The organism is Polycladidibacter hongkongensis, assembly GCF_001561995.1.
GTDB classification, from domain to species: domain Bacteria; phylum Pseudomonadota; class Alphaproteobacteria; order Rhizobiales; family Stappiaceae; genus Pseudovibrio; species Pseudovibrio hongkongensis.
In genome coordinates this window covers 112,323-135,928 of record NZ_LLWC01000022.1, presented here as the reverse complement: position 1 = coordinate 135,928, position 23,606 = coordinate 112,323, and the positions used below count along the sequence as shown (strand labels likewise).

General features: G+C 52.4%; 20 protein-coding genes, 4 tRNA genes and 1 pseudogene. 13 read left to right on the top strand and 12 right to left on the bottom strand.

Annotated elements, in window-relative coordinates:
- Positions 1-3: 3 nt before the first annotated feature.
- The 9 genes and pseudogenes from AYK82_RS08730 to AYK82_RS08690 all read right to left on the bottom strand — a co-directional run bounded on the left by AYK82_RS08730 (position 4) and on the right by AYK82_RS08690 (position 9,130).
- Positions 4-1,020 (bottom strand): LacI family DNA-binding transcriptional regulator, encoded by a 1,017-nt coding sequence (locus tag AYK82_RS08730; RefSeq protein ID WP_068314180.1) that lies wholly within the window; start codon positions 1,018-1,020, stop codon positions 4-6.
- On the bottom strand, positions 1,020-1,784 hold the full coding sequence (locus tag AYK82_RS08725; RefSeq protein WP_068314177.1) for an SDR family NAD(P)-dependent oxidoreductase: 765 nt from the start codon (positions 1,782-1,784) through the stop codon (positions 1,020-1,022). The genes AYK82_RS08730 and AYK82_RS08725 overlap by 1 nt, the downstream gene beginning before the upstream one ends.
- A 3-nt stretch (positions 1,785-1,787) precedes the next feature.
- Entirely contained in the window at positions 1,788-2,840 is a 1,053-nt protein-coding gene (locus tag AYK82_RS08720; RefSeq protein WP_068314174.1) for an ester cyclase, read from the bottom strand.
- Entirely contained in the window at positions 2,795-4,240 is a 1,446-nt protein-coding gene (hisD, locus tag AYK82_RS08715) for a histidinol dehydrogenase (protein ID WP_082733824.1), read from the bottom strand. Before hisD ends, AYK82_RS08720 begins: the two co-directional genes overlap by 46 nt.
- Positions 4,241-4,267: 27 nt before the next feature.
- The gene (locus AYK82_RS08710; protein WP_068314171.1) at positions 4,268-4,810 is read right to left on the bottom strand and encodes an ester cyclase; all 543 of its coding nucleotides are present in this window, start codon (positions 4,808-4,810) and stop codon (positions 4,268-4,270) included.
- Between the two features lie 15 nt (positions 4,811-4,825).
- Positions 4,826-5,707: a carbohydrate ABC transporter permease gene (locus tag AYK82_RS08705; protein WP_068314167.1), complete on the bottom strand. Its 882-nt coding sequence runs from the start codon at positions 5,705-5,707 to the stop codon at positions 4,826-4,828.
- Between the two features lie 3 nt (positions 5,708-5,710).
- Entirely contained in the window at positions 5,711-6,736 is a 1,026-nt protein-coding gene (locus tag AYK82_RS08700) for a carbohydrate ABC transporter permease (RefSeq protein ID WP_068314164.1), read from the bottom strand.
- Between the two features lie 78 nt (positions 6,737-6,814).
- Positions 6,815-8,041, bottom strand: a complete 1,227-nt coding sequence (locus AYK82_RS08695) for an extracellular solute-binding protein (RefSeq protein WP_068314161.1) — start codon at positions 8,039-8,041, stop codon at positions 6,815-6,817.
- A 38-nt stretch (positions 8,042-8,079) separates the two neighbouring features.
- Positions 8,080-9,130, bottom strand: a pseudogene (locus AYK82_RS08690) (ABC transporter ATP-binding protein).
- A 157-nt stretch (positions 9,131-9,287) separates the two neighbouring features.
- On the opposite strand from AYK82_RS08690, the gene AYK82_RS08685 reads away from it, so the two are divergent.
- On the top strand, positions 9,288-10,274 hold the full coding sequence (locus tag AYK82_RS08685; RefSeq protein WP_156453306.1) for an ester cyclase: 987 nt from the start codon (positions 9,288-9,290) through the stop codon (positions 10,272-10,274).
- A gap of 711 nt (positions 10,275-10,985) precedes the next feature.
- Here AYK82_RS08685 and AYK82_RS08680 read toward each other — a convergent pair.
- Positions 10,986-12,200 (bottom strand): GTP-binding protein, encoded by a 1,215-nt coding sequence (locus AYK82_RS08680; protein WP_068315590.1) that lies wholly within the window; start codon positions 12,198-12,200, stop codon positions 10,986-10,988.
- 278 nt (positions 12,201-12,478) lie between these two features.
- Here AYK82_RS08680 and AYK82_RS08675 point away from each other — a divergent pair, with 278 nt between their 5' ends.
- The 5 genes from AYK82_RS08675 to AYK82_RS08655 all read left to right on the top strand — a co-directional run bounded on the left by AYK82_RS08675 (position 12,479) and on the right by AYK82_RS08655 (position 18,239).
- Positions 12,479-13,483: a TRAP transporter substrate-binding protein gene (locus AYK82_RS08675; RefSeq protein ID WP_068314155.1), complete on the top strand. Its 1,005-nt coding sequence runs from the start codon at positions 12,479-12,481 to the stop codon at positions 13,481-13,483.
- A gap of 71 nt (positions 13,484-13,554) precedes the next feature.
- Positions 13,555-14,088 carry a TRAP transporter small permease gene (locus AYK82_RS08670; protein ID WP_068314152.1) on the top strand — a complete coding sequence of 178 codons (534 nt, stop codon included), beginning with the start codon at positions 13,555-13,557 and terminating at the stop codon, positions 14,086-14,088.
- Positions 14,089-14,091: 3 nt separating this feature from the next.
- Entirely contained in the window at positions 14,092-15,384 is a 1,293-nt protein-coding gene (locus AYK82_RS08665) for a TRAP transporter large permease (RefSeq protein WP_068314149.1), read from the top strand.
- An 18-nt stretch (positions 15,385-15,402) separates the two neighbouring features.
- A complete protein-coding gene (gene ilvD, locus AYK82_RS08660; RefSeq protein WP_068314146.1) occupies positions 15,403-17,067 on the top strand; it encodes a dihydroxy-acid dehydratase in 1,665 nt (554 codons plus the stop codon).
- Between the two features lie 149 nt (positions 17,068-17,216).
- Positions 17,217-18,239 (top strand): LacI family DNA-binding transcriptional regulator, encoded by a 1,023-nt coding sequence (locus tag AYK82_RS08655; RefSeq protein WP_068314143.1) that lies wholly within the window; start codon positions 17,217-17,219, stop codon positions 18,237-18,239.
- Between the two features lie 723 nt (positions 18,240-18,962).
- Here AYK82_RS08655 and AYK82_RS08650 read toward each other — a convergent pair.
- Positions 18,963-19,038: transfer RNA gene (locus AYK82_RS08650), tRNA-Thr, on the bottom strand.
- A gap of 161 nt (positions 19,039-19,199) precedes the next feature.
- A complete protein-coding gene (locus AYK82_RS08645; protein ID WP_068314140.1) occupies positions 19,200-20,033 on the bottom strand; it encodes a TrmH family RNA methyltransferase in 834 nt (277 codons plus the stop codon).
- 509 nt (positions 20,034-20,542) lie between these two features.
- Between AYK82_RS08645 and AYK82_RS08640 the strand changes: the two genes are divergently transcribed.
- The 7 genes from AYK82_RS08640 to rplK all read left to right on the top strand — a co-directional run bounded on the left by AYK82_RS08640 (position 20,543) and on the right by rplK (position 23,606).
- Positions 20,543-20,627 (top strand) — tRNA-Tyr (locus AYK82_RS08640).
- Positions 20,628-20,642: 15 nt separating this feature from the next.
- Positions 20,643-20,716: transfer RNA gene (locus AYK82_RS08635), tRNA-Gly, on the top strand.
- Between the two features lie 117 nt (positions 20,717-20,833).
- Entirely contained in the window at positions 20,834-22,009 is a 1,176-nt protein-coding gene (gene tuf, locus AYK82_RS08630) for an elongation factor Tu (RefSeq protein ID WP_068314101.1), read from the top strand.
- A gap of 109 nt (positions 22,010-22,118) precedes the next feature.
- Positions 22,119-22,194 (top strand) — tRNA-Trp (locus AYK82_RS08625).
- Positions 22,195-22,297: 103 nt separating this feature from the next.
- The gene (secE, locus tag AYK82_RS08620; RefSeq protein WP_068314137.1) at positions 22,298-22,489 is read left to right on the top strand and encodes a preprotein translocase subunit SecE; all 192 of its coding nucleotides are present in this window, start codon (positions 22,298-22,300) and stop codon (positions 22,487-22,489) included.
- A 39-nt stretch (positions 22,490-22,528) separates the two neighbouring features.
- Positions 22,529-23,065 (top strand): transcription termination/antitermination protein NusG, encoded by a 537-nt coding sequence (gene nusG / locus AYK82_RS08615; protein ID WP_068314133.1) that lies wholly within the window; start codon positions 22,529-22,531, stop codon positions 23,063-23,065.
- A gap of 112 nt (positions 23,066-23,177) precedes the next feature.
- Positions 23,178-23,606: a 50S ribosomal protein L11 gene (rplK, locus tag AYK82_RS08610; protein WP_068314130.1), complete on the top strand. Its 429-nt coding sequence runs from the start codon at positions 23,178-23,180 to the stop codon at positions 23,604-23,606.

Here is a 23,606-nt window from a genome sequence, read left to right as displayed (position 1 = left end):
GGATTAGCGCAGCGCGCGGCTGGATCTTCTCACGATGAGATCGCCGTCAATTTTGATGTGCTTTGCAGTGAATTCTTCTGGGTGATCGATCATGGCAAACAGGGCCTTGGCGGTTTCCTCCACCATCAGGTTGGCCCTTTGGCGCACTGTTGTCAGGCTGTATGCGCCCCATGAGGCGGGCGGTACATCATCATAACCAACAACAGCCACATCCTCTGGCACACGTAGGCCGTATTCAAAGCGGATAACGTCCATCACGGCGAAGGCCATGTGATCATTGGCGACAAACACAGCATCTGGCCGGTTTGGCGCGGGATTGTCGAACAGGCGGCGGGCGGCCCCTTGCGCTTGCTGGGTGCTGAAGTTTCCAGTTTCCCGGGCGAAGAGCTGATGGCCATGGCGCGTAAGCTCCTGCCTGAACCCTTGCTCACGGTCGCGCTGCGTTGAGGCTTTTTCCCAACCGGCGATGTAGGCCAGTTTCCGATATCCTGCCTCTACGAGGTAGCTGGCGACTTTCTCACCGCCGCGGATGTTGTCTGATGTGATGGAGGTAACGCCCTCGATATCTTGGGAGCGGTTAAACAGCACCAGTGGTACACCGGCGTTGCGGCAACGGCTGACAATATCCGAGGTGAGATCGATGGACGCCATGACGATGCCATCTACTTGATAATCAAGAATATCGGCCATCACATCTTCAACGCTTTCGCGATCATTCTTCACCATGAAAATCAGAATGTGGTAACCGCGCTGCTTGAAGGCGCGGGAGAGCTTTTCCAGAACCTCGGTGTAAAACTGGTTCTCTAGGTAAGCGACGATAACGCCAATGATGCGGCTTTTGCCCGAGACCATCGCACGAGCCAAAACGTTGGGGCGATAACCCAGTTCGTCTGCGGCAGCGCGCACCTTTGCCGCTGTCTTCTTGGAGACAGAGGCCCCGGGTGTAAACACGCGAGAGACTGCGGATTGGGAAACACCTGCCAGTTCGGCTACTTGATGTGATGTGACTTTGTCGTACATTAGCCCGCTGTCCAGCCCCCATCAACGAGTAGGGAGGTGCCGGTCATCATTGCAGAGGCATCACTTGCCAGATACAACGCAGCGCCCATGATGTCTTCCACCTCTGCGGGACGGGGCAGTTTGATCTTGTCCATAATCCATTGCCGCCGTTCGGGATCATCAAAGGTCGCTTGAGTGAGGGGGGTGCGTACAAAGGTTGGGCTGATACTATTGATGCGAATGGCGTGTTTGCCCCACTCGATAGCCATTGCCTTTATCATTCCCTCCAGCGCATGTTTGGTGGCGCAGTAAAGGGTGCGATCGATACCGCCCACATGGCCCATTTGGCTGGATATATGAATGATCGAGCCTTGTTTGCCTTGCCGGATGAGCGCCCCTGCGGCATAGGTGCTAAGGAAATATGCGGACTTCAAATTAACGTCGGTGACAGCACCAAAATCTTCAGGGGTTGTTTCTAGCGCCGGTTTGTGCCGGGCCAAGCCCGCCGAGTTGATTATGACTTCAGGGGTGTAGCTGTCAATCAACGCCTTTAACTCGCTCAGGTTTGATTGATCAAGGCTGACAGCTTCGGCCGAGTATCCCTCCTGATGCATGAGCGCTCGGGTTTCTTCAAGCCGCTCAACGCCCCGTGCAGCGCAGATAACATATGCGCCTGCCTGCCCGAGCGCAGCGGCACAGCCTTGGCCAATGCCGGAGGACGCACCGGTTACCAATGCGGTCTTACCATTCAGGTCCATCGATGGAAGTTTGGGAAGGGTTGCCATAGGTCACTCGCCTCTATTGCTCGGGTGCTGATGGAAAGGGTTGTACGCTTTGTTAAATTCTTGCATGCGCGCAAAAACATCTATGCCCAATTGGGAGTAGACGTCTAGCAGATCAACAAGCACCCAGTTTTCGCGGATCTTACCGTTCTCAACACGCCAAAAATCAAGCGAGCGCAGGGCGATCTCCTGTACTGAGGGAGCAAGCCCTAGCCAGCCGTCGTGGCTTAGTGTCTGGCGCATATTGGGCCAGCCGGTAACCGCTGCATAATTGCCTTCGCCGAAGAAATGGTGGCCTGTGCCCTCAGGGTTCTGGCCCCGATCCGGCATGGCGCGCAAGAACGGGATTTGGTGCCAGTTGCGAAAGCCTGTGATGCCTCTGGCCGTGCCGATGCCTGCCGGTCCATACCAGTTCATCTTGGGGTGCCAGAAGCGCTCCAGCTGCATAACTTCCGGCCCACCCTGTTGCGGGTGGCGGATCATATATTCAAGCATATCTATAATGAGCTTGCAGGTTTGCTGACCGCTTTGCTGCTGCGCTTGCCCCACATTGATGCCATCTTGCGTGGCGGGGGCAGGGGCGCGCCACTCTCGCCCAAGCGACGGTGCCATGGGCCAAGCGCCTGCCTGCATCATCAACTCGGGAATATCCCAAATGGCTTGAATCTCGACAACTTTGCCTTCAACGAAGCGATAAAACTCGTGGAAGCGCATCGCCACTTGATGGCCAGTGGGGGGAATTTGTAGGAAGGGTTGGGCAAATGTGCCAGTGTAGTATCCTGCGGTACCGACCCAGTTTTGTCCCGGACTGTCTTGTCCGGCGATGACGATGTAGTCGCGGCGCTCCAAATCCGGCAGGGCCTTGACAAGGGGGGCGATGGCACCTTGGAAATACGCCGGAGCCGAGACCATAGTGCCAAGCGGGTGTGAGAGCCTGCACACCACCTCTTGCGCAAAAGTGGCACGCAACGCGTTACAAACGGTATCTGCATCGTAGTCGTACAGCGCCTTTCTTAGCGGGTTGAGCAGAGCCTTGTTGCTTTTGTGCAGATCTTGCATTGTGGGCGGTACCTTTGGTTTTGTTTGGTTAGAGGAGAGCGGCCTCTTTTGGAAACTGAGAGGCCGCAACCCGTTTTTAAGAAGCCTCGCGAGGTTGCGCCTTCGCCGTAGGGAACATTGATGCCGCCATAGCGACGAACGCGAATGTTGCACTGCTCCGCATGACCCACAAACCCTTCCAGCATGCACAGGCGGGAACCGACCTCACCAATCTTGGCAGCGGCCTCATCTGTGGTGATGCGTTGATAGCTATGGGTTTTCAGGAACTTACCAACCCATAGACCGCCGGTGTAGCGCCCGGCTTTTTTGGTGGGCAGGGTGTGGTTGGTGCCAATGGCCTTGTCGCCGTTGGAGACATTGGTTCGTGCCCCAAGGAATAGCGCACCATAACAGGTCATGTTTTCCAAGAACCAGTCATCACGATCTGTCATAACCTGCACATGCTCGGATGCAATGTCATCGGCGACCTGCAGCATTTCCTCGTAGGTTTCGCAGAGGATAACCTCGCCATACTCCTCCCAGCTGACAGCGGCAGTGTTGGCTGTTGGCAGGATTTTCAGCAAGCGGTCGATTTCTGCCAAGGTTTCGTTGGCCAGCTTTTCGGAGTTGGTAACAAGTACCGCTGGTGAATTGTAGCCATGTTCCGCTTGGCCAAGAAGGTCTGTGGCGCAGATTTCGGCATCAACAGTTTCGTCCGCGATCACCATGGTTTCTGTTGGCCCGGCAAACAGGTCAATGCCCACCTTGCCGAAGAGCTGCCGTTTGGCTTCGGCCACAAAGGCGTTACCCGGCCCGACCAGCATATGTACCGGCTCAATAGTCTGGGTGCCTAGCGCCATGGCCCCAATGGCCTGAATGCCACCCAAGACATAAATCTCATGGGCCCCGCCCAGGTGCATTGCAGCGATCACAGCCGGATTAGGTTTGCCATTGAAAGGCGGGGTACAAGCAATAATACGCGGTACTCCGGCCACCGCAGCCGTGGCAACTGACATGTGTGCAGAGGCCACCATAGGGAATTTGCCGCCCGGCACATAACAGCCAACAGATTGCACCGGAATGTTTTTATGGCCAAGGACAACGCCGGGCAGGGTTTCGACCTCGATGTCGAGCATAGAGTCGCGCTGCGCTTGCGCAAACTTCTTGACCTGCTCCTGAGCGAACTTGATATCTGCCAGCTCTTGCGGGCTCAGCTGAGCAATGAGATCATTTATCTCTTCTGGCGAGAGGCGGAAACTCTCCGGTGAATAGTTATCGAATTTCTCGCTTAGCTCACGAACTGCCGCATCGCCACGCTGTTCGATTTCTTTCAGCGTCGCCTCAACGATGCTGCGGGTTTTCGCATCGTCCTCTGCCCGATCTGCCTCAGGTTTGCCGTGCTTTAAATGCTTGATGGTCATGGTTGGTGCCCTAACACTTATACTTGTTTACTGATCAGTAGATGCTTGTGGCTGCGGAGGTTGGCGCTCACCTTTGTCGTAGGCTTCCCAGCCCTGACCCTTGAACAGATCAACCCCGAGCTGTGCTGCCACATGGGCAAAGTCCACATTGACCCAGTTATCGACAATCTTGCCATCGACGACCTTCCAAAAATCCATGTAGCGGATCTCTACCCGCTTGCCGGTGGGCGCGATGCCTAGAAACTCGCCGGAATGTGTTGCCTCTTGGCGGCCAAAGGCTGCTGCCCATTCGCCCATGTAAAGGCGGGCCTCATCTATGCAGACCTTATCGGAGAAAGCAGCTTGAAACGGCTTTTGCCAATTTTCCTGAAACTCTCTCAGGCCGGTTTTGGTGCCGCAGCCTTGATTGCCCAACCAGCGGAAGTTTTCGGCAAAGAACTCGCCAATATCTTCGATACGGTGATCATTGAGGCCATCCACCATGTTTTCGATGGTTGCGCGGGTGGCTTCGGTTTTGCTCGTATCCGTATTGCGGGTGAGCACGGCTTGCTCAGGTCTTGAACCTTTCATTTTTTACTCCAAAAACTAGCCTTTGACGGCGCCTTGCGTCAGTCCAGCCACAATCTGACGCTGGAAGAACATGATAAGAATGAAAAGAGGTGCGGTGGCGGAGACCACGGAGGCGACGGCGAACATTACGTTGCCTTCTGTCTGCGTCGTGCCAAGGAAGCTGGCAATTTTTGGCACCATGGTGTGGTTTTCTTTTGCCAGCAGCATGGCTGTCACTGCAAAGTCGTTATAGGCGAGCAGGAAGCTGAACAGACCGGTGGTGATCACGCCCGGCCACATCACCGGAATAATGACATGCCAGAAGGCCTGAAACTGGTTGCACCCATCGACCTTGGCACTTTCATCCAGATCCTTCGGAATTTTCTGGAAGAAGCTGTGTAGCATCCACAAAGTGAAGGGCTGATTGATCGCCACCAGTACGATGATGGAGGTGGATAGATGCCCCCACAAGTTCCACTCGAAAAACGGGAGAAGATATCCGGCAACCAGTGTTACTGGCGGCATGGCGCGGAAGATCAATGCGGTAATCAGCAGCCAGAAAGTATATTTGTGCGTTGAGCGGGAGAGGGCATAGGCGCCCAAGGTGCCAAACGTCAACGAGATGACAACTACACTGACACAAACAATCGCGGTATTGATTGCTGCAAGCCAGAACTCTTCTTGCAACCACGCCCCTTCATAGGCCGCTGCGGTAAACGCGCCTTCGTGGGTGCGCTGGGTGTTTTCACCGGTGAGGGCGTTTGTCCAATTGGCGATGGAGAAGAAATCCAGCTCTACCTTGAAGCTGCCCCATACTGTCCAGAGGAACGGGAAGGCAGCCATCAGCAGCCAGAGGATCACGAAGCCATTGATTAGCACGCTCAGGTGCACCGGATTTTTTTCGCTATGAGTACGCATGGCCTATCCTTTCCTCTGATAATCGCGCCATGTGCGCACCAAAACTGGAGCGAGCAGGATGGCAACGCCGATGATGGTCAGAACCGAGGTGGCAGAAGCGGAGCTGAGCAAGCGGGTTTCGCCGCCAAGATCGTTGAAAATGAACCAGCTTAGAGATGTGGCATGGGCTTCTGAGTTGAAGCCAACGATTGGCTCGAAGACGCGGAAATTATCCATGAGCTGAATGAGGGCCACGAATGTCACCAGTGGCAGCAGGTGAGGCACCACAATATGCCATGTGCGCTGCCAACGATTGGCGCCGTCGATCTGTGCGCTTTCCAGCAGGTCACCCGGCAAGGTTTGCAGGCCCGCATAAAACACAATGAACGAGAACGGTGCGGCGTGCCATACGCCGTAAACGATTAACATAACCCAGGTAAGCGACGTGGAGGCTTTTACCGAGAGATCGGGATCACCTGCCACCCATTGCAAAAAGGTGCCAAGAATTCCGCGGCTATCCACCATCCAGAACAACACGAGCGAGCCGATCAAGGGCGAGACAATCATCGGCAATAGCGAGAAAAAGATTACCAGCCCTTTGAGATAGCGGTTCAACCGGTTGACGCTAACAGCAATCAGGAAACCGAGCAGCAGCATCAACGGCGCGACGGTGAATGTGTAGGTCAGGGTAAAGCCCATGGCGCGGTAGAATGGCAGGTTATTCAGCTCTGAGATAAACTCGGAAATGCCTTCGCTATCGCGCCAAGCCTGTGCAACCTCGTCAACCGCGAGGTGTCCGCGATCAAGGTAGATCTCAAGTCCCACAAAGCGGCCAAGCGGCTCTGCTTCGCGTAGGGATTTGGTTGCTGCTTGATCAATAACAGTTTCTTTAGAGCAACCAAACGGGCCGCAGCTTTCTGTCTCAACCAACACAGCTTCGTGCGGGGTATAAACGGACTGGGTCACTACCGAGACAATGGGCATGGCGATGAAAACAAGCATCGACAGCGCGGTCGGCAAAATGAACCAGAAAAAGGTGCGGTGCTTCATGCATCACCCTTCAGGATTATTGAAAATGGGAGAACGGGGAGGGGGCACGCGCAGCGCCCCCTCAATAGTTCGGGACGGCTACTGCAAGAAGCCTTTTTCCCGCGCTGCTGCGGTATAAGCAGCCTCTACATCAGCAAGAGCGGAAGCTGCATCTTCTTTGCCTTGCATAAAGTCTGAGAGTTCACCACCGAGTGCGGAGTGCAACAGACCCATGAAAGGCTGCATCGGATAGGGCTTTGTCTGCATATTGGCGGCGTTAAAGACGCCCTTTGCCTTTTCAGTTGGCTCATAGCCATCAATGAGCCACACGGCGAGCGGCTTGGTTTCTTCGTTTAGGCGTGAAGGAGCGATGCCGTTCATAAACGCTTTGAAGGTTGCTTCTGCATCTTTGTCGCTGATGTTTTTGGCAATCGTAAAGCCATCCCACCAAAGTGTGGAGGCCGATTTTCCGCTCTCGCCAACGGTTAGCGGGCCGGAAATTGCAAATCCGTCTTTGACCTCTTGCGGGATGCCTTCAATTTCGGTCAATGTTGCGGCGCGGCTGCCCCACATATTCATCATGGCGACATTGCCCGCGCGATACTCTGCGTTGGTTGCATTGGAATCGTGGGTTAGGAAATCAGGGTTCATGTAACCGGAGAGCGACTTCATCATTTCAAGTGCGGCAATGCCCTTGCCATTGTTGATGCTAACTTTCGCCGATCCGGGCTCGAAGAATTTCCCATCCATGCCGTAATACATGTTGACGAATTCCTGTGCCAAGTTCCAACCGGCCTTGTATGCACCGCCGACAGGAAACTCCAGTTCACCTTTCTCGCGAATGATTTTGGCGGCGGCGAGTACTTCCTCGTAAGACTTTGGTGTTTCAATCCCGTGTTTGGCAAGGATATCAGAGCGATAGACAAAGTGCTGAGCGTTGGCCATGAAGGCGATTGCCATTACTTTGCCATCAATTTTTATCAGTTGGTTGGGTTTTAGCTGTTGACCGAATTTGGCAACCAGATCATCCAGAGGACGGAGCAGGTCGTCATTCATTAGCGCGACGATTGAGCTATTGGCGATGATGGCCGATGTGTACTCTGCCGGATTGCCGGTCATGCCGGCAACGTTGATTTTCTGGTGATCTGCGGTCAGATTGGAGGTGATTTCCCCGCCTTTACATTCTTTGGCGCCTTCGACAACGGCGTGAATTGCGGGAAACTCATTGCCGACAATGCTGACCCGGCCATCAATCTGACATGATGCGTATGCTGTGCCACTCATGAGGCTTGCGGAAAGCGCAAGAGCTGCGAGTTTGAATTGCATAGGCCCTCTCCTCCAATACTATGCGTGAAAACTGTCAACTAGGAACGGTTGATCCGCTCTCCGGTTTCTGCTGAAAATAGGTGACATTTTTCCGGATCAATCTGAATCCCGACAGCGTCACCAATGGTGGCGCGGTAGCTCTTGTCGGCTTTGACCGCGACCAACTTGCCACCGATGCGAACTGAAACCATCGTCGCATCTCCAAGCATTTCAAGGGTGTAAAGTGGTGCCTTGATATGGCCATCCTTGGCAATCAGGGCGTCTTCGGCGCGAAACCCGAGAGTGACGGCGCCATCAGGCACGTTTACGCCAGGGATTTCGGTGTGATCAGCTTTAAAGGTGCCACCTATAACTTCACCCTTGACCAGATTCATCGCGGGGCTGCCAATAAAGCTTGCCACGAATGTATTTTCCGGGTTGTCATAGATTTCTGTCGGCGTTCCAACTTGCTGCACAACGCCTCTGTTCATGACGACAACCCGGTCGGCCAAGGTCATGGCCTCGATCTGGTCGTGAGTGACGTAAATGGTTGTTGCGGCAAGATCATGGGTTAGATTCTTGATCTGCGCGCGTGTTGATACTCGCAGCTTTGCATCAAGGTTGGACAGTGGCTCGTCCATCAAGAAGACTTTTGGCTTGCGAACGATTGCCCTGGCCAGCGCGACGCGCTGCCTCTGGCCGCCAGAAAGCTCCGCCGGTTTGCGATTTAAAAACTCGCGTAGCTCCACTCTGTCAGCAGCCTGCAGAACTCGTGCTTCATGATCTGCCTTTTTGATCCCGCGTACCTTGAGGGGAAAGCGGATATTATCATAGACCGTCATGTTGGGGTAAAGCGCGTAGCTTTGAAACACCATCGCCACATCACGGTCTTTTGGTTCAAGATCTTTCACGGATTTTCCGTCGATCAGGATCTCGCCATCGCTTGCATCTTCCAGTCCCGCAACCATCCGCATGGTGGTGGTCTTGCCGCAACCAGAGGGGCCAAGAAGAACCAAAAATTCCTTGTCTGCGATTGTTAAATCAAACTTGTCTACACCAACAAACGCCCCCCCAGCGTTTTGTCAGATTGCGTAGTTGAATTACAGCCAACGTCCCTCTCCATCCGTGCTTTGCATACGCATGCAATATGTAATAAGATCGAAATATCAATTGCAAGCACAGAATGCATAGGTATGCAAAATCAAGTTCGACGAGTTTGTTCTCTGCTTGCTAACTAATTAACAATACGTGGTAAATGAGATGTGCTATGACAGATTTCCAAGTGGAAAAACAATTGGTACTTGCGTATTACAAGGCACTTGAAGAGGCGGCTGTTGAGAATCTACCGGCGGTTTTGGACGAGTATTGCAGTGCGGATCTGACTTGGCACAGCTTCTATCCATTCGATCAATTTTGCTCATGTAAAAGTGTTGCTACCGAGTTCTGGCAGCCGCTGAGACAAAGTCTGACAGGCATGCAAAGGCGGATGGATGTGTTTTTTGCAGGTCAAAATTCGCTCGCTATGGAAAAAGATGTCTGGGTGGTCTCCATGGGGCATTTGATGGGGCTCTTTGACAAGGCATGGCTTGGAATTACGCCAACTGGCAAGCTAGCATTTTTGCGCTACTGCGCGTTTCACCGGGTGGTGGACGGGCAGATCGTAGAGACTGCAATGTATTTCGATATACCGCACCTGATGGTACAGGCTGGTAAGTCTCCGTTTCAAAGCCAATCCGCTGCGCATCTTGTTCAACCTGGGCCACAAACGCACACTGGATTGATGTTTAAGGATGCGCAGGTGGAGGAAGGCCAACGCACACTCAGTGTCATTAACGCAATGATTTCTGATTTGGGGCAGTGGGATAACAAGCTCTCCCTTGAAGAGGAACTGGCACAGACTTGGCATGACGACATGATCTGGTGGGGGCCGGAAGGAATCGGGGCCACCTATACGATCGAGCGTTATGCGAAGCAGCACTCTGGGCCATTTCGTGCCGGTTTTACGGATCGCTCTAAAACCAACCACATTTGCCGGTTGGCGGAGGGGGAATTTGGTGGCTTCTTCGGATATCCGAATTTTACAGCGCGGCCGACTGGCGGTTTCATGGGGCTGCCAGCCTATGACAAGCCCTGTGAGTTTCGTGTGATCGACATTTACCGTAGAGACAAAGACAAACTCGCTGAAAACTGGGTCTTTATTGACATATTGTACTTCTTAAAGCAGCAGGGCATCGACTTGCTTGCACATGATTGAACGCGATAAAAAGGCGAGGTTGCGAGATGGAATTGTTCATCCGCAACTGCTTTTGTGAGCGACTTAAAGCTTTCGTGCCCTTGTGGTTTGTGTTGTGTTGGTCGTTTTGTAAAGTGTTCACAATTTGCCGGTGCACTCGTTTTGGTAGGTACCTTTCGTGAGCGGCATAGCTGTATTTCACAGTTAGTTTTCCTGCAGCGCGTTTAAAAAGGTGACGGTGGTGTTTTGCCATTTGTCACGCGGTGATCGAGCAAGTGTGCACCGGTTGAAGATAGGGTCTACTGCAGGTGAATGTTTGGTGAGAATTTACTGAATGTGGTTCAAGTTAGTAGAGTGAGTAGGCGTCGGCGCTGGTACTGGTACGGAGTAATCAGTGGGTTAGCATCCTTGCAAATGATGCTGATGCAAGCGTTTCAGACCGACCTAATCCATTGAAAATAAGTGGTTCTATAGGTGTTGGCATAAACGTAGCTGTCGTCATGTAAGTGGATCTGTTGGGCGGGGTGCACTGCATCCTTGGCTTGGGAAACTGCGTGAAAATGGGGGAGGGGGCAACCTCAATGTTCTTAACAATCTTGCTTGAAAGGCTACGAGTTCGATTTAGGTTGGGGCCCTATAGCTTTAGATAGCCACGCGACGGTTTTGTTCCTCTTTTCATAGGTAAGAGAGGGCAGGCGCCTCTCTTACCGTTGTTGTGGCTATCTATGTGTTTTATTGACTGGGCTGCGGCGTGCGCTCCCAGACGGGATACGGGTCGGGGAGATCGGGAATTTCTGCGAGAGAGCTGGCCGCTGCTGTGGGCAACAAGGCGCTATCAAGGCGTGCTTTCAGAGCCGGCCAGTCAATACCGCTGCCAATGAAGACGATCTCTTGGCGTCGGTCGCCCCAAGGCTCTTGCCAATGGTTCTTGATATAGGCCTGCGCACTTTGATGGGTTGGGCGTTTGTCCTCTGGCACGGTTGCCCACCAATTACCCAAGGGCGAGACGGATGACAAAGCGCCAGCGAGCGAGAACTCGGCCACCCATTGTGGGCGGGTGGAGATCCAGAAATGTCCCTTTGCGCGAATGACACCTGGCAGGTCATCATTAAAAATTTCCATGACTTTTTCCGGGATGAAAGGCTGCCTTGCGCGATAAACATAACTGGCTACGCCGTACTCTTCCGTTTCGGGGATATGCTCGGCAAAACCGTAGAGCTCTTTTGCCCATAAGGGATGTGTGTGAGCCTTGTCAAAATCGAAAAGCCCAGTGTCCAGAATAGCTTCAGGTGCAACGTCTGAATGGTTTGTCTCGATGATCTTTGCGTCTGCGTTAAGGCTCCGGATGATTTTTCGCGCGGTCTCGGTGCGTTTGGCCCCTGCGTCGGCCACTTTGTTCAAGACGATAACATCTGCAAATTCGATTTGATCGGTTAAGAGGTGTGCCAAGGTGCGTTCATCCTCCACCCCCATAACTTCGCCCCTGTCCTTAAGAAAATCGTGACTGGAAAAATCTCTCAGAATGTTAACGGCATCGACCAGTGTAACCATGGTGTCGAGGCGCGCAACATCCGACAAACTTGCGCCCTGTGTATCGCGAAAGTCAAACGTGGCGGCCACCGGAAGCGGCTCTGCAATGCCGGTTGATTCAATGAGCAAATAATCAAAGCGCTTTTCTTCAGCAAGTTTTCTAACTTCTTGCAGAAGATCATCACGCAAAGTGCAGCAGATACAGCCGTTGGACATTTCGACGAGTGTTTCATCGGTGCGGGATAATTCTGTATCTGCGCGAACCAAGTCTGCATCGATGTTCACTTCCGACATGTCATTGACAATGACGGCTACACGGCGGCCTGCACGATTGTTGAGAATTCGATTGAGCAGCGTGGTTTTCCCTGCTCCTAGGAACCCTGAGAGCACTGTAACCGGTAGACGATTATCCTGCATAAATGCGCATCCTGTATCTTGCTGGTAAGTCATTATGCATCGCCATGAGACGATCACAGCAGCATATGTTATAACATAACGCTTTGCAAGGTGCGTTGCCGGAAGATATCGATAGGAATTTGCAAGAGAATGCAACCCTAGAGCGCGTTCGCACTAAAGTATCACCGCTGATATACTAGGTGGTGACGCTTAGGTAGAAGGGCGATCTTGTTGCTGAAACGTTTTTTCATTTTTCTCTGGTTTGACGTTAATCCAGTCAAATAAATGGGAGTATCACTGTGAAAAAACGTTTTACAGCTAGCCTTGTCGCAGCCTCTTTCCTAATGGCAGGAACTGCCCTTGCAGCTGATGTAACCTTGAAGGTTGCACATGGCGCGCCTGAATCTAACCATATGCATAAAGCGTGGCAGAAATTCGAGGAAATCGTCGAAAAACGCACCAACGGCGACATCGAAGTTGAAATCTACCCAGCGGGCCAGCTTGGCGAGGGGCGCGAGCTGCTTGAGTTTGTGCAAATGGGCGAGATCGATCTCAATGCCGAGGCCGTTGGCGTGTTGTCAGGTTGGGACGACATCTTCGCAGCAACAGAGCTTCCTTATACTTTCGCAAGCCGCGAAGTGGCCCGTAAAGTCTTCCTAGGCGAATACGGCGATTGGCTAGCAGAAAAAATGGAGCCGATCGGACTAAAGTCCATGGGTTGGTTCGAGATTGGCATCCGCCAGCTGACCAACAGCCGCGGCGCGGTATACACCCCAGATGATGTTGATGGACTGAAGCTGCGCACGATGCAGGTGGATGCCCACATCACCGCGTGGTCCAAACTGGGCGCGAACCCAATGCCGATGGCCTCTGGTGAAGTGTACTCCGCTTTGCAGCAGGGCGTGATTGACGCGCAGGAAAACCCGCTTTCCAACATTCGCTCCATGCGTACGCACGAGGTAAACAAGTACATTTCGCTGACCAACCACGTTTACTCTGCGTACACCGTGGTTATGAACCCAGCGAAATTTGAAAGCCTGTCTCCAGAGCAACAAACAATTGTGTCTGATGCGGTGCTTGAGGCCTCTGAATACCAGCAGTCGCTCATCAAGGCAGAAGAGCCAGAGCTGGTTGACTGGTTCCGTGCACAAGGCAATGAAGTGAACGAGCTCACCCCAGAGCAAATGGCACTGTTCCAAGGTAAAATCAAAGAACTGAAGCCAGAGTTCCAAAAATTGGTGGGCGAGGAAGCCTATGGCCGGTTGATGGATGCTGTTGCCAAAGCTGAAGCAGAGCTGAACTAGTCGCAAGAACTAGCAGCAAAGGGGCCGCTACTTGCGGCCCCAGACATTCCCCCAACTCAAGTGAAAAAGCTATGAAAACGCTAGCCTATCTGGATAAGCATCTAGAGCGTGATCTGCTTGTCATCTCTCTAGCTTCGATCGCCATTCTTATCTTCTTTCAGGTGTTTATGCGCTATGTGGTGCAGAATTCCTTGTCTTGGTCCGAAGAGCTGGTCCGCTGGCTTTTCGTCTGGTTTATTTGGCTGGGTATCAGTTACGGCTACAAAGAGCGAAAGCATGTGGCGGTAACCATCATTTCCGGCAAGCTTTCGGAGAAAGGTCAGCTGTATCTGGGGCTGTTGCTCTCCGCTATCATGCTGGCATTCTTCGCCTATTTGGCGGTTCGCGGCAATGCTCAGGCCACAAGCCCGTTTGTGATCAGGCAAACATCTCCTGTTCTCTTCGTTCCCGGTACGGATATTCGTGTCAGCCTTGCATTCCTTTACTGGTCCATGCCGGTCGGTGCTGCTCTGGCTTCCTTACGCATTCTGCAAAATATGATCACAGATTGTAAAACGCTGAAAAAGCTTGGCATTTCTACTGCTGGCGATGGCGAGAAAGGATAACCCATGTCTGGATTTGTCTTATTCTTCGGTTTTTTTGCGCTGGTGCTGTTGGGCATGCCGATCGGCGCGGCGCTTGGGGTTGCCTCGCTGTTTGTTATGAGCTTTTTGCCGGGTACGCCAAGCGACATTCTTCTGCTGAAGAGCGCTGTCATGGGGGGCAACAACTTCCCGCTGGTGGCGGTGCCAATGTTCATCCTTGCAGGTGATATTATGCAGTCTGGCGGCCTTTCCCGCCGTATTGTCGGCATGGCAGCGCGCGGTGTTGGCCACCTGAAAGCGGGGCTTGCTTATGTAAACGTGCTGGCCTCTATGTTCTTCGCCGCTATCTCCGGTTCCTCCCCGGCAACTGTTGCTGCCATTGGCTCGAACATGATTCCTGAAATGGAAAAGCGCGGTTATCCGAAGGAGTTTTCTGCTGGTCTAACGGCTGCCTCCGGTATGCTTGGGGTGATGATCCCGCCGTCTATTCCCTTTATCATTTACGGGGTTACTTCTGGCCAATCAATCGGCAAGTTGTTTATGGCAGGTCTTGTTCCCGGCTTCCTTTTTGCAGCCAGTTATGTCCTGGTATCAAAGTACCTGCTGCGAGATCGTGATGATCTTGTCTCCACCAAGGAGGAGTTGGCTGCGCAAAAAGCTGCGGAAAGCGATAAAAACGGTAATGCAATCTGGGCCTTGCTAGTTCCAATCATCATTCTGGGCGGAATCTATGGCGGTATCTTTACCCCAACAGAAGCGGCTGGTGTTGCGGTTATCTATGCGGCGTATATCTCCCTGTTTGTCTACAAGGAAATCAGCTTCAAGGAGCTACCGTCCATCCTTGCCAGATCATCGCTGACAGCGGCGACCTGCCTTGTGATGGTGGTAATGGCCTTTGTGTTTGGCCGTCTGCTCACGATCGAGCAAATTCCAAACACAGTTGCCAGCATGATCACCTCGTTCTCCGACAATATGCTGGTCATCATTCTGCTGCTTAACTTGGTACTGCTTGCTGTTGGTATGTTTATGGAGACCGTGGCGGCAATCATCATCCTAACGCCGATCCTGCTGCCTGTTGCTGTGAGTGTTGGTGTTGATCCAATCCACTTTGGTGTGATCCTCACCGTGAACCTTGCAATCGGTTTCTGCACCCCACCGCTTGGCGTCAATCTGTTCGTTTCTTCTTCGGTTGCGAACTTGTCGATTGAAGCGGTTTTCAAAGCGATTGCCCCATTCCTAGTCGCGATGTTGATCTGTCTCATCTTGGTCAGCTACGTGCCTCAAATTTCGCTGCTGCTTCCAACGCTGTTTGGCTAAAATTAAAAGGATATAACAATGTCAAAACGCTCTGATATCATCACCAAGGGTTATGCCGCAGCCAACCAGCGTTCTATGCTCAAGTCTGCCGGTATGAGTGAAAAAGATCTGGCCACCAAACCGATTATTGCGGTGATCCATGCATATAACGAGATCATTCCCGGCCACCAAAACCTGCGTCAACTTTGTGAGCGGGTAAAGTACGGAGTATACGAGGCAGGTGGTTACCCGTTTGAGCTAACAATGCCCTCGATCTGCGATGGTATCGCCATGACCCACGTGGGCATGCACTATCCGCTTGCAAGCCGGGAACTCATTGCAGATGCCATTGAGGTGCAGATTCAGGGGCACCAGTTTGATGCGATGGTGCTGATTACCAACTGTGACAAGATCACCCCGGCAGCCTTGATGGCGGCTGGTCGGCTCAACATCCCATGCCTCTTGCTCTCGGGCGGCTGCATGGAGCCCGGTTACTTCGATAACAAGCGTATCGATGGCTCAATGATGTGTGAAACAATCGGCGAATACGCCGCGGGGCACATCGATATGGAAGAGCTGCTGGCCCGCGAAGATGTGGCAGGCCCGACAATCGGCTGTTGTGCGCACCTTGGTACAGCAAACTCGATGAATATCATGGCAGAAGCCTTGGGTATGACTTTGCCCGGCTCCTCGACCATTCCAGCAACCTACAGCGAGCGCAATCGCCTCGCCAAAGAGGCTGGTATCAAAATCATGGAGCTGTTTGAAAAGCAGATCCTGCCACGGCAAATTATGACTTCAACCGCATTCCACAATGCGATGGCTGTTGATATGGCCATTGGCGGTTCTACCAACACGATGCTGCACTTGCTGGCAATTGCGCATGAATGTGATGTGGAGCTGGATCTGGACGATTTTGACAAGATCAGTCGTGAAGTGCCAAAGCTTTGTGCTTTTTCACCGGGCGGAAAGTTCCATATTCAGGATTTGCATCTTGTTGGCGGGCTGCGCGTTGTCATGAAGCACCTGAAAGATGGTGACATGTTCGACACCAGCACGTTAACGGCCTCTGGTGTGTCTTTTGAGGAATTAATCGGCACGCTTGATGCCAAGAGTTCCGATGTGGCGCGCTCTGTTCCAGAGGCTTACAAGCCCGAAGGTGGCCTTGCTGTTGTGTACGGCAATATCGCACCGGATGGCGCTGTGGTGAAAATCGGCGTGGTTGATGAGAAGATGAAGCAGTACACCGGTACGGCCCGTGTCTTCACTCGCGAGGAAGATGCGGTAACCGCGATCAACACCGGCAAGATTGTACCGGGTGACGTGGTGGTTATCATCTATGAAGGACCACAGTCGGGTATGCGTGAAATGCTGTTGCCAACTGGTTCGCTCTGCGGTGCCGGTCTTGATGACAAAGTGGCGCTGATCACCGATGGTCGCTTCTCAGGTGCCACTCGCGGAGCAGCAATTGGCCACTGTTCACCTGAGGCCAGCAAAGGCGGCCCAATCGGTCTTGTGCGCGAAGGCGACAAGATTGCCATCGACCTGAAAGCCAAGAGTATCAATGTTCTGGTGAGTGATGAGGAGTTGGCGCAGCGCCGCGAAGGGCATGAGCCTCTGCCTCCGAAGGTTACCGACGGCTATCTGGGGCGTTACTCAAAGCTCGTTTCCTCTGCGAGCCTAGGGGCGATATTCGCCAAGTAGCACATTGCCTCAATCTGCCAGCCAGAGCTTGGTCTGCCCACGCGCTCTGGCTGGCAAACTTACTTCCACCAGGCTGCTGGCATCGGCCCTATCATGTTTACCTAAACTATTCGACATACTAAAAAACAATAGATTATAGGATTTATCGTATGTCTAAACCAACAATTGTAGATATTGCTAAGTATGCTGGCGTTTCCATTGGAACAGTTTCAAATGCGCTGAATAACAAAGGGCGGATTTCCGATGCTACCCGAAAGAAGGTCGTTGCCGCGGCGCAAGAGCTTGGCTTTGTGCCGAATTACAATGCCTCGAAACTGAAGAGCGGTCACTCAAATCTCGTTGGTGTTATCGTTGAGGATATTACCAACCCGTATATGTCCGAGCAAACAGTGGCATTGGAGGGTGTCTTGGCGGCTAAGGGTTACCTTCCTTTGCTCGCAAACACCAATGACGATGTTGAGAACCAACGCAAGCTGATAGAGGAAATGGTGGGGCGCGGTGTGGCGGGCATTGTGCTGGCGCCCTCCATTGGCACTGTTGCCGATGATCTTGCGCTTATTCAAAGCCGAGGTGTGCCTTGCGTTCTTTCAACGCGTGAATTGTCCGATGTCACCCTTGATTTCGTTGGCGCTGACGACTTCCAAGGCGCGAAACTGATTACCAGCCATTTGCTTGATTTGGGGCACCGCAACATTTTGAAGATTGGTGGCCATGAAACTGTAAGTACCGGGCGCCTTAGAACTCAAGGGTTCTATAGTGCCTTTATGGAAAGAGGGTTGGCATTAAATACGACGCGCGTACTCCCCGGCTATGCAACCCGTGCATTTGGCAAGGCGTGTGTTGAACAGTTACTACCTGAACTTGGCACGTATTCTGCTATCGTTTGTCAAAATGATATTGTGGCTGGCGGCGTTTATTTGGCTCTTGCAGAAGCTGGCATTCGCGTAGGCGAAGATATCGCTGTGACTGGCTTTGATGGCCTAAAGGACACTGTTTTATGGGGGCCCCCTCTTACCACAGCACGCGCAAGCCCAAGCGCAATCGGCCGTGATGTGGGGTCTCAACTGTTGCGGCGCATGCAAGGGGACATCTCGCCCGTGCGTCGCACGCGCCTCATGCCCGAGTTGCTTGTCAGAGCATCTAGTAGGGTTAATGCGCTCATCATTGACTGAGAGCTACTAGACAATCTGCCGTTTTGGGGACGACCTTTCTTGAGTGCAATACGCCGAACTTGCACATCGGCCCCTTTTTAACAATGCGAGATCGCCGCAGATCGCACTGATATTTGTCTCGCAAAGTCAATATACTCGATTGTCCGGGATCATGGACGAACTCCATATGACACCCGGTTTCTGGTGCAGAGATGTAGCTTTAATCTGTTTTTCTCAGGTCTTTTGCCGTGGTCCTGACCGCGTAGCTGTGTCTGCGCTGTGGATTGGTTAAGGGCATCATCTTAATGCCTTGATGGCAGCTTGCGGCATTTTGAAGTGCGCATCTGAAACGGCTGGACGTTCAAATGAAGTAAATAATCTAGCATTAGTAATTAACTCTACTTTTCCGCACTTTGCTCTTTCGGCGCTCGCTGAATCGCTCGAAGAACATACGTCTATCTGACTGGGAGGATAATTGAGTATGTGGAGGCTATGACGAGCGGTTACAAAGTTCTGACGGCTTGGTTTGCGGTAAACCTTACGGAAAGCCTATTTGCTGACGGCTAGTGACGGCATTCACAGCTTTTTCAGTATTAAGTTGAAAGAGAATTTAGAGGGGGTAGGCGGGGCGAAATTCTGCTTACCAAAACGCCCATTTGCTTACCATATGCTGACAAAAGCCAGAAAAGCAAAAAGCCTCCCGAGGGAGGCTTTGAAATATCCTTGATAACTCAAGGAGAAGAGTGGTGCCGGCAGCAGGGATCGAACCCGCGACCCCCTGATTACAAGTCAGGTGCTCTACCATCTGAGCTATACCGGCGTCGCTGGAGACGGGGTTTAAGGGGTGTTTGGCCTGTTGTAAACTCTAAAAAATACAAAAAGTGCATTTTTCACAGGGCATTTTGTTTTTTGCTGCGGTTTGGCGCTTTGTTCACAGGTGTTAGCGCCAAACTCCTATTGATTTGAAGTATCTAGTGTGCGCTAGATTTTCATAAGACCCATCTTGAGGCGCGCCACATAGAGGGACAGTACGGCGGCATTGGAGACATTGAGTGACTTGATCGGGCCGGGCATATCTAGGCGGGCGAGGGTGCCGCAGGTTTCACGGATACCTTGGCGCACGCCTTTGCCTTCCGAACCAAGCACGAGCAAGGTTTTGTCTGTAAACTCGGTTTGTTCGAGCGAGGCGGGGCCTTCGCTATCCAGCGCAATAGCTTGAAACCCGGCGTCCTGCATCTCTTCGACAAAACGGGCCATATTTTGCACGCGCACATGTTTGATCATGTCCAGCGCACCACTGGCGGTTTTTGCAAGAACCGGTCCTTCTTCGGGCGCATGGCGGCGGGTGGTGACCACTGCGTCTGCGCCAAGGGCCAAGGCGCTGCGCAATATGGCGCCCACATTATGAGGATCGGTCACCTGATCGAGCGCTAGCACCAAATGCCCTTGCTTTAAATGAGCGGCACCATAGTGGGGCAGGGGATCACACAGCAAAACCGCGCCTTGGTGTACGGCGTCTTTGGGGACGAGCTTATCAATTTGGCGCGGCGTCATTTCCTCGACGGGGACATCGATGTTGATATCGCGCTCTTGTAGCCGGCGAAGGGCGTTGGTGGTGACAAACAGTTTGTGGCGCTTGCGTTCCTTGTTGTTAAAGGCAGCTTCGAGGGTGTGCAGGCCGTAGATATGCATCGGCCCGTCGTTTTCTTCCTTTTTTTGACGGAAGTCGGGTTTGCCCCATTTGTTAGGGCGGCCGCTGCCAGATTTGTTAAACCGCTTGTTGGCGCTGTTTGGGCCTTGAGACTTGGTGTTCATGGATTATATGGCCTGACTTCGTTCTTTAGCTTTACACGCCTGCCGCCTAAGGTGGATTAAAGTTGCAAGCGGACATACTGTGACTTTTCCACATATACTCTTAAGGGATGGAGAAATAGCAAAACAGCCGATTGGTCAAGCGCGGCAGTAATGCTCATCCACGATTGCGGGTGACCTGATTTGGGAATGAAAGCAATTTGCCTGCGTGCGAATTGGTGAATTGGCTCCTAAAATTGCAGATATGGGCGATTTGCAACTTGTCACTAGGGGGAAAAGCAATCTGGTGGCAAGGAGATGGGTTTGTGATGGTATCGCATTGGTAGGCTCTGCTAGCTTTCGTAGTGCATTGCCTGTTAATTTTTTTGGGGGAGTGAAAACTAGCCGTTGACAGGAGCGGGCGAGGGCTGCATAAACCGCGCCACAGGGACGCCAACGCGCTTTTGCAAGATGTGTGGGTGTCTTTGAATTGCAACCGAAGCCGTATGTTAAGCTTTTTGCATGCAGATTTCGGAGGAGTGCCCGAGTGGCTAAAGGGGGCGGACTGTAAATCCGCTGGCTATGCCTACGTTGGTTCGAATCCAACCTCCTCCACCATCTGCCCTTTGTTGTGCGGGTGTAGCTCAATGGTAGAGCAGCAGCCTTCCAAGCTGAATACGAGGGTTCGATTCCCTTCACCCGCTCCAATAAAGTTTACTACGGTTGATTTGGCTGTGTCGGTCTCTTTGGTGTCTGTGCGCCCTCCTTCGGGTGCTTACTGCATGTAAAGTGACTGGGCCGCGAACGGACAGAGAGCTACGCCGATGGCGAAGGAAAAATTTGAACGCAATAAGCCGCACGTCAACATCGGCACGATTGGCCACGTTGATCACGGTAAAACCACTCTGACTGCTGCGATCACCAAGTCTTTTGGTGACTTCAAGGCATATGACGAGATTGACGGTGCTCCAGAAGAGCGTGCTCGCGGTATCACCATTTCTACCGCACACGTTGAGTATGAGACCGAAGCTCGTCACTACGCTCACGTTGACTGCCCGGGTCACGCTGACTACGTGAAGAACATGATCACCGGTGCAGCGCAGATGGACGGTGCTATCCTGGTTGTGAACGCAGCTGATGGCCCTATGCCACAGACCCGCGAGCACATCCTGCTGGCACGTCAGGTTGGCGTTCCTGCTCTGGTTGTCTTCATGAACAAAGTTGATCAGGTTGACGACGAAGAGCTGCTGGAACTGGTTGAAATGGAAGTTCGTGAACTTCTGTCTTCCTACGAGTTCCCGGGTGACGATATTCCGATCATCGCTGGTTCTGCTCTTGCAGCCCTTGAAGATCGTGATGCAAACATCGGTACTGAGAAAATTGCAGAACTGATGGCTGCTGTTGACGAGTACATCCCTACTCCAGATCGTCCGCGTGATCAGGCATTCCTGATGCCTATCGAAGACGTGTTCTCTATCTCTGGCCGCGGTACTGTTGTAACCGGTCGTGTTGAGCGCGGTGTGGTTCACGTTGGCGACGAAGTTGAAATCGTTGGCATCAAAGAAACCTCCAAAACCACCGTTACCGGTGTGGAAATGTTCCGTAAGCTGCTCGATCAGGGTGAAGCTGGGGATAACATCGGTGCACTGATCCGCGGCGTTGGTCGTGAGGAAGTTGAGCGTGGCCAGGTTCTTTGTAAGCCGGGTTCTGTTACTCCGCACACCAAGTTTAAGGCAGAGGCATACATCCTCACCAAAGAAGAAGGTGGTCGTCATACCCCGTTCTTCACCAACTACCGTCCACAGTTCTACTTCCGTACAACTGATGTGACCGGTGTGGTTACTCTGCCAGAAGGCACCGAAATGGTGATGCCGGGCGATAACATCTCCGTATCTGTTGAGCTGATCGTGCCGATCGCTATGGAAGATGGTCTGCGCTTTGCTATCCGTGAGGGTGGTCGTACCGTTGGTGCGGGCGTTGTAGCAGCAATTATTGAATAAGTCAGTTTTTTGACTTTACAAGCTACGTCGCAGGCTTTAAACGCGACGTAGCAGTCTTCAGGGAAGACAAAACGAGATTCGCTTTACTATCCAATAGGATAGATAGCAAAGGGGTATAGCTCAGTTGGTAGAGCGACGGTCTCCAAAACCGTAGGTCGCGGGTTCGAACCCTGCTGCCCCTGCCATTTTCCCTTGATTGTCTTGGGAGTTTGGTTTAAATAGTTTTTCTCGGGCGGGCGCGTGAAATGTCTTCACGCGCCCACCTTGCGTAAGATGGGCCGGAACCTTATGGCGAAAACCAATCCTTTGAAATTCATCCAGCAGGTGCGCTCGGAAACAGCGAAGGTCACTTGGCCCTCTCGTCGTGAGACAGGCGTAACCACCCTCATGGTGTTCGTGATGGTGTTTCTTGCTTCCATGTTTTTTCTTGCAGCTGACCAGTTGATGAGCTTTGCGCTTTCTTGGTTGCTGGGGTTTTAATATCTGAAGACTTCGCGGACTTGGAGCGAAAATAAGAACATGGCAAAGCGCTGGTATATTGTTCAGGCTTATTCCAACTTTGAAAAGAAAGTTGCCGAATCAATCAAGGAGCGTGCTGAGCAGCACGGGCTTGAAGGGTCTTTTGAGGATGTCCTGGTTCCCACTGAAAAGGTGGTTGAGGTGCGCCGCGGGCGCAAGGTGGAGTCCGAGCGTAAATTCTTCCCAGGATACGTGCTGGTGAAGATGGAAATGAACGAAAATACATATCACTTGATTAACGGTACGCCGAAGGTTTCTGGTTTTCTTGGTAATGACAAGAAGCCGATGCCGATTTCTGAGGCAGAAGCCTACCGGATCCTTAATCAGGTGGAAGATGGGGTGGAGGCGCCACGTCCATCTGTCGAGTTTGAAGTGGGTGAGCAGGTCAAGGTTTCCGATGGTCCGTTTGCTTCCTTCTCTGGCTTCGTTGAGGAAGTCGACGAAGAGCGGGCACGTCTGAAAGTGACTGTGTCTATTTTTGGCCGTGAAACACCGGTCGAGCTGGAATACGGTCAAGTTGAAAAACAGGGCAGTTAATCCAGATTAATGTGGGCGGCAGGTTTGATGCGCTTCGCCGGTGCATCGGGGCCAGACCGCCCTCTCTCTTGTAACGGGGTGCGAGGCGCCCCAATATCCTTGGAGAGGATTTATGGCGAAGAAAATTGAAGGTTACCTAAAACTTCAGGTACCTGCGGGCTCTGCTACACCATCCCCGCCAATCGGTCCTGCGCTGGGTCAGCGCGGTCTGAACATCATGGAATTCTGTAAGGCGTTTAACGCCAAGACTCAGGATGTTGAGAAGGGTGCTCCTTGCCCAACCGTCATCACTTACTACTCTGATAAGTCTTTCACTTTTGAAGTGAAGACTGCTCCGGTTTCCTTCTTCTTGAAGAAAGCTGCGAAGATCAAGTCTGGTTCCCAGACACCTGGTAAGGGTTTTGTTGCTTCCGTGACCAAGGACCAAGTCCGCGAAATCGCAGAGGCAAAAATGAAAGACCTGAACGCCAATGACATCGAAGCTGCGATGTTGATGGTTGAGGGTTCCGCCCGTTCTATGGGTCTGGAAGTTAAGGGGTAA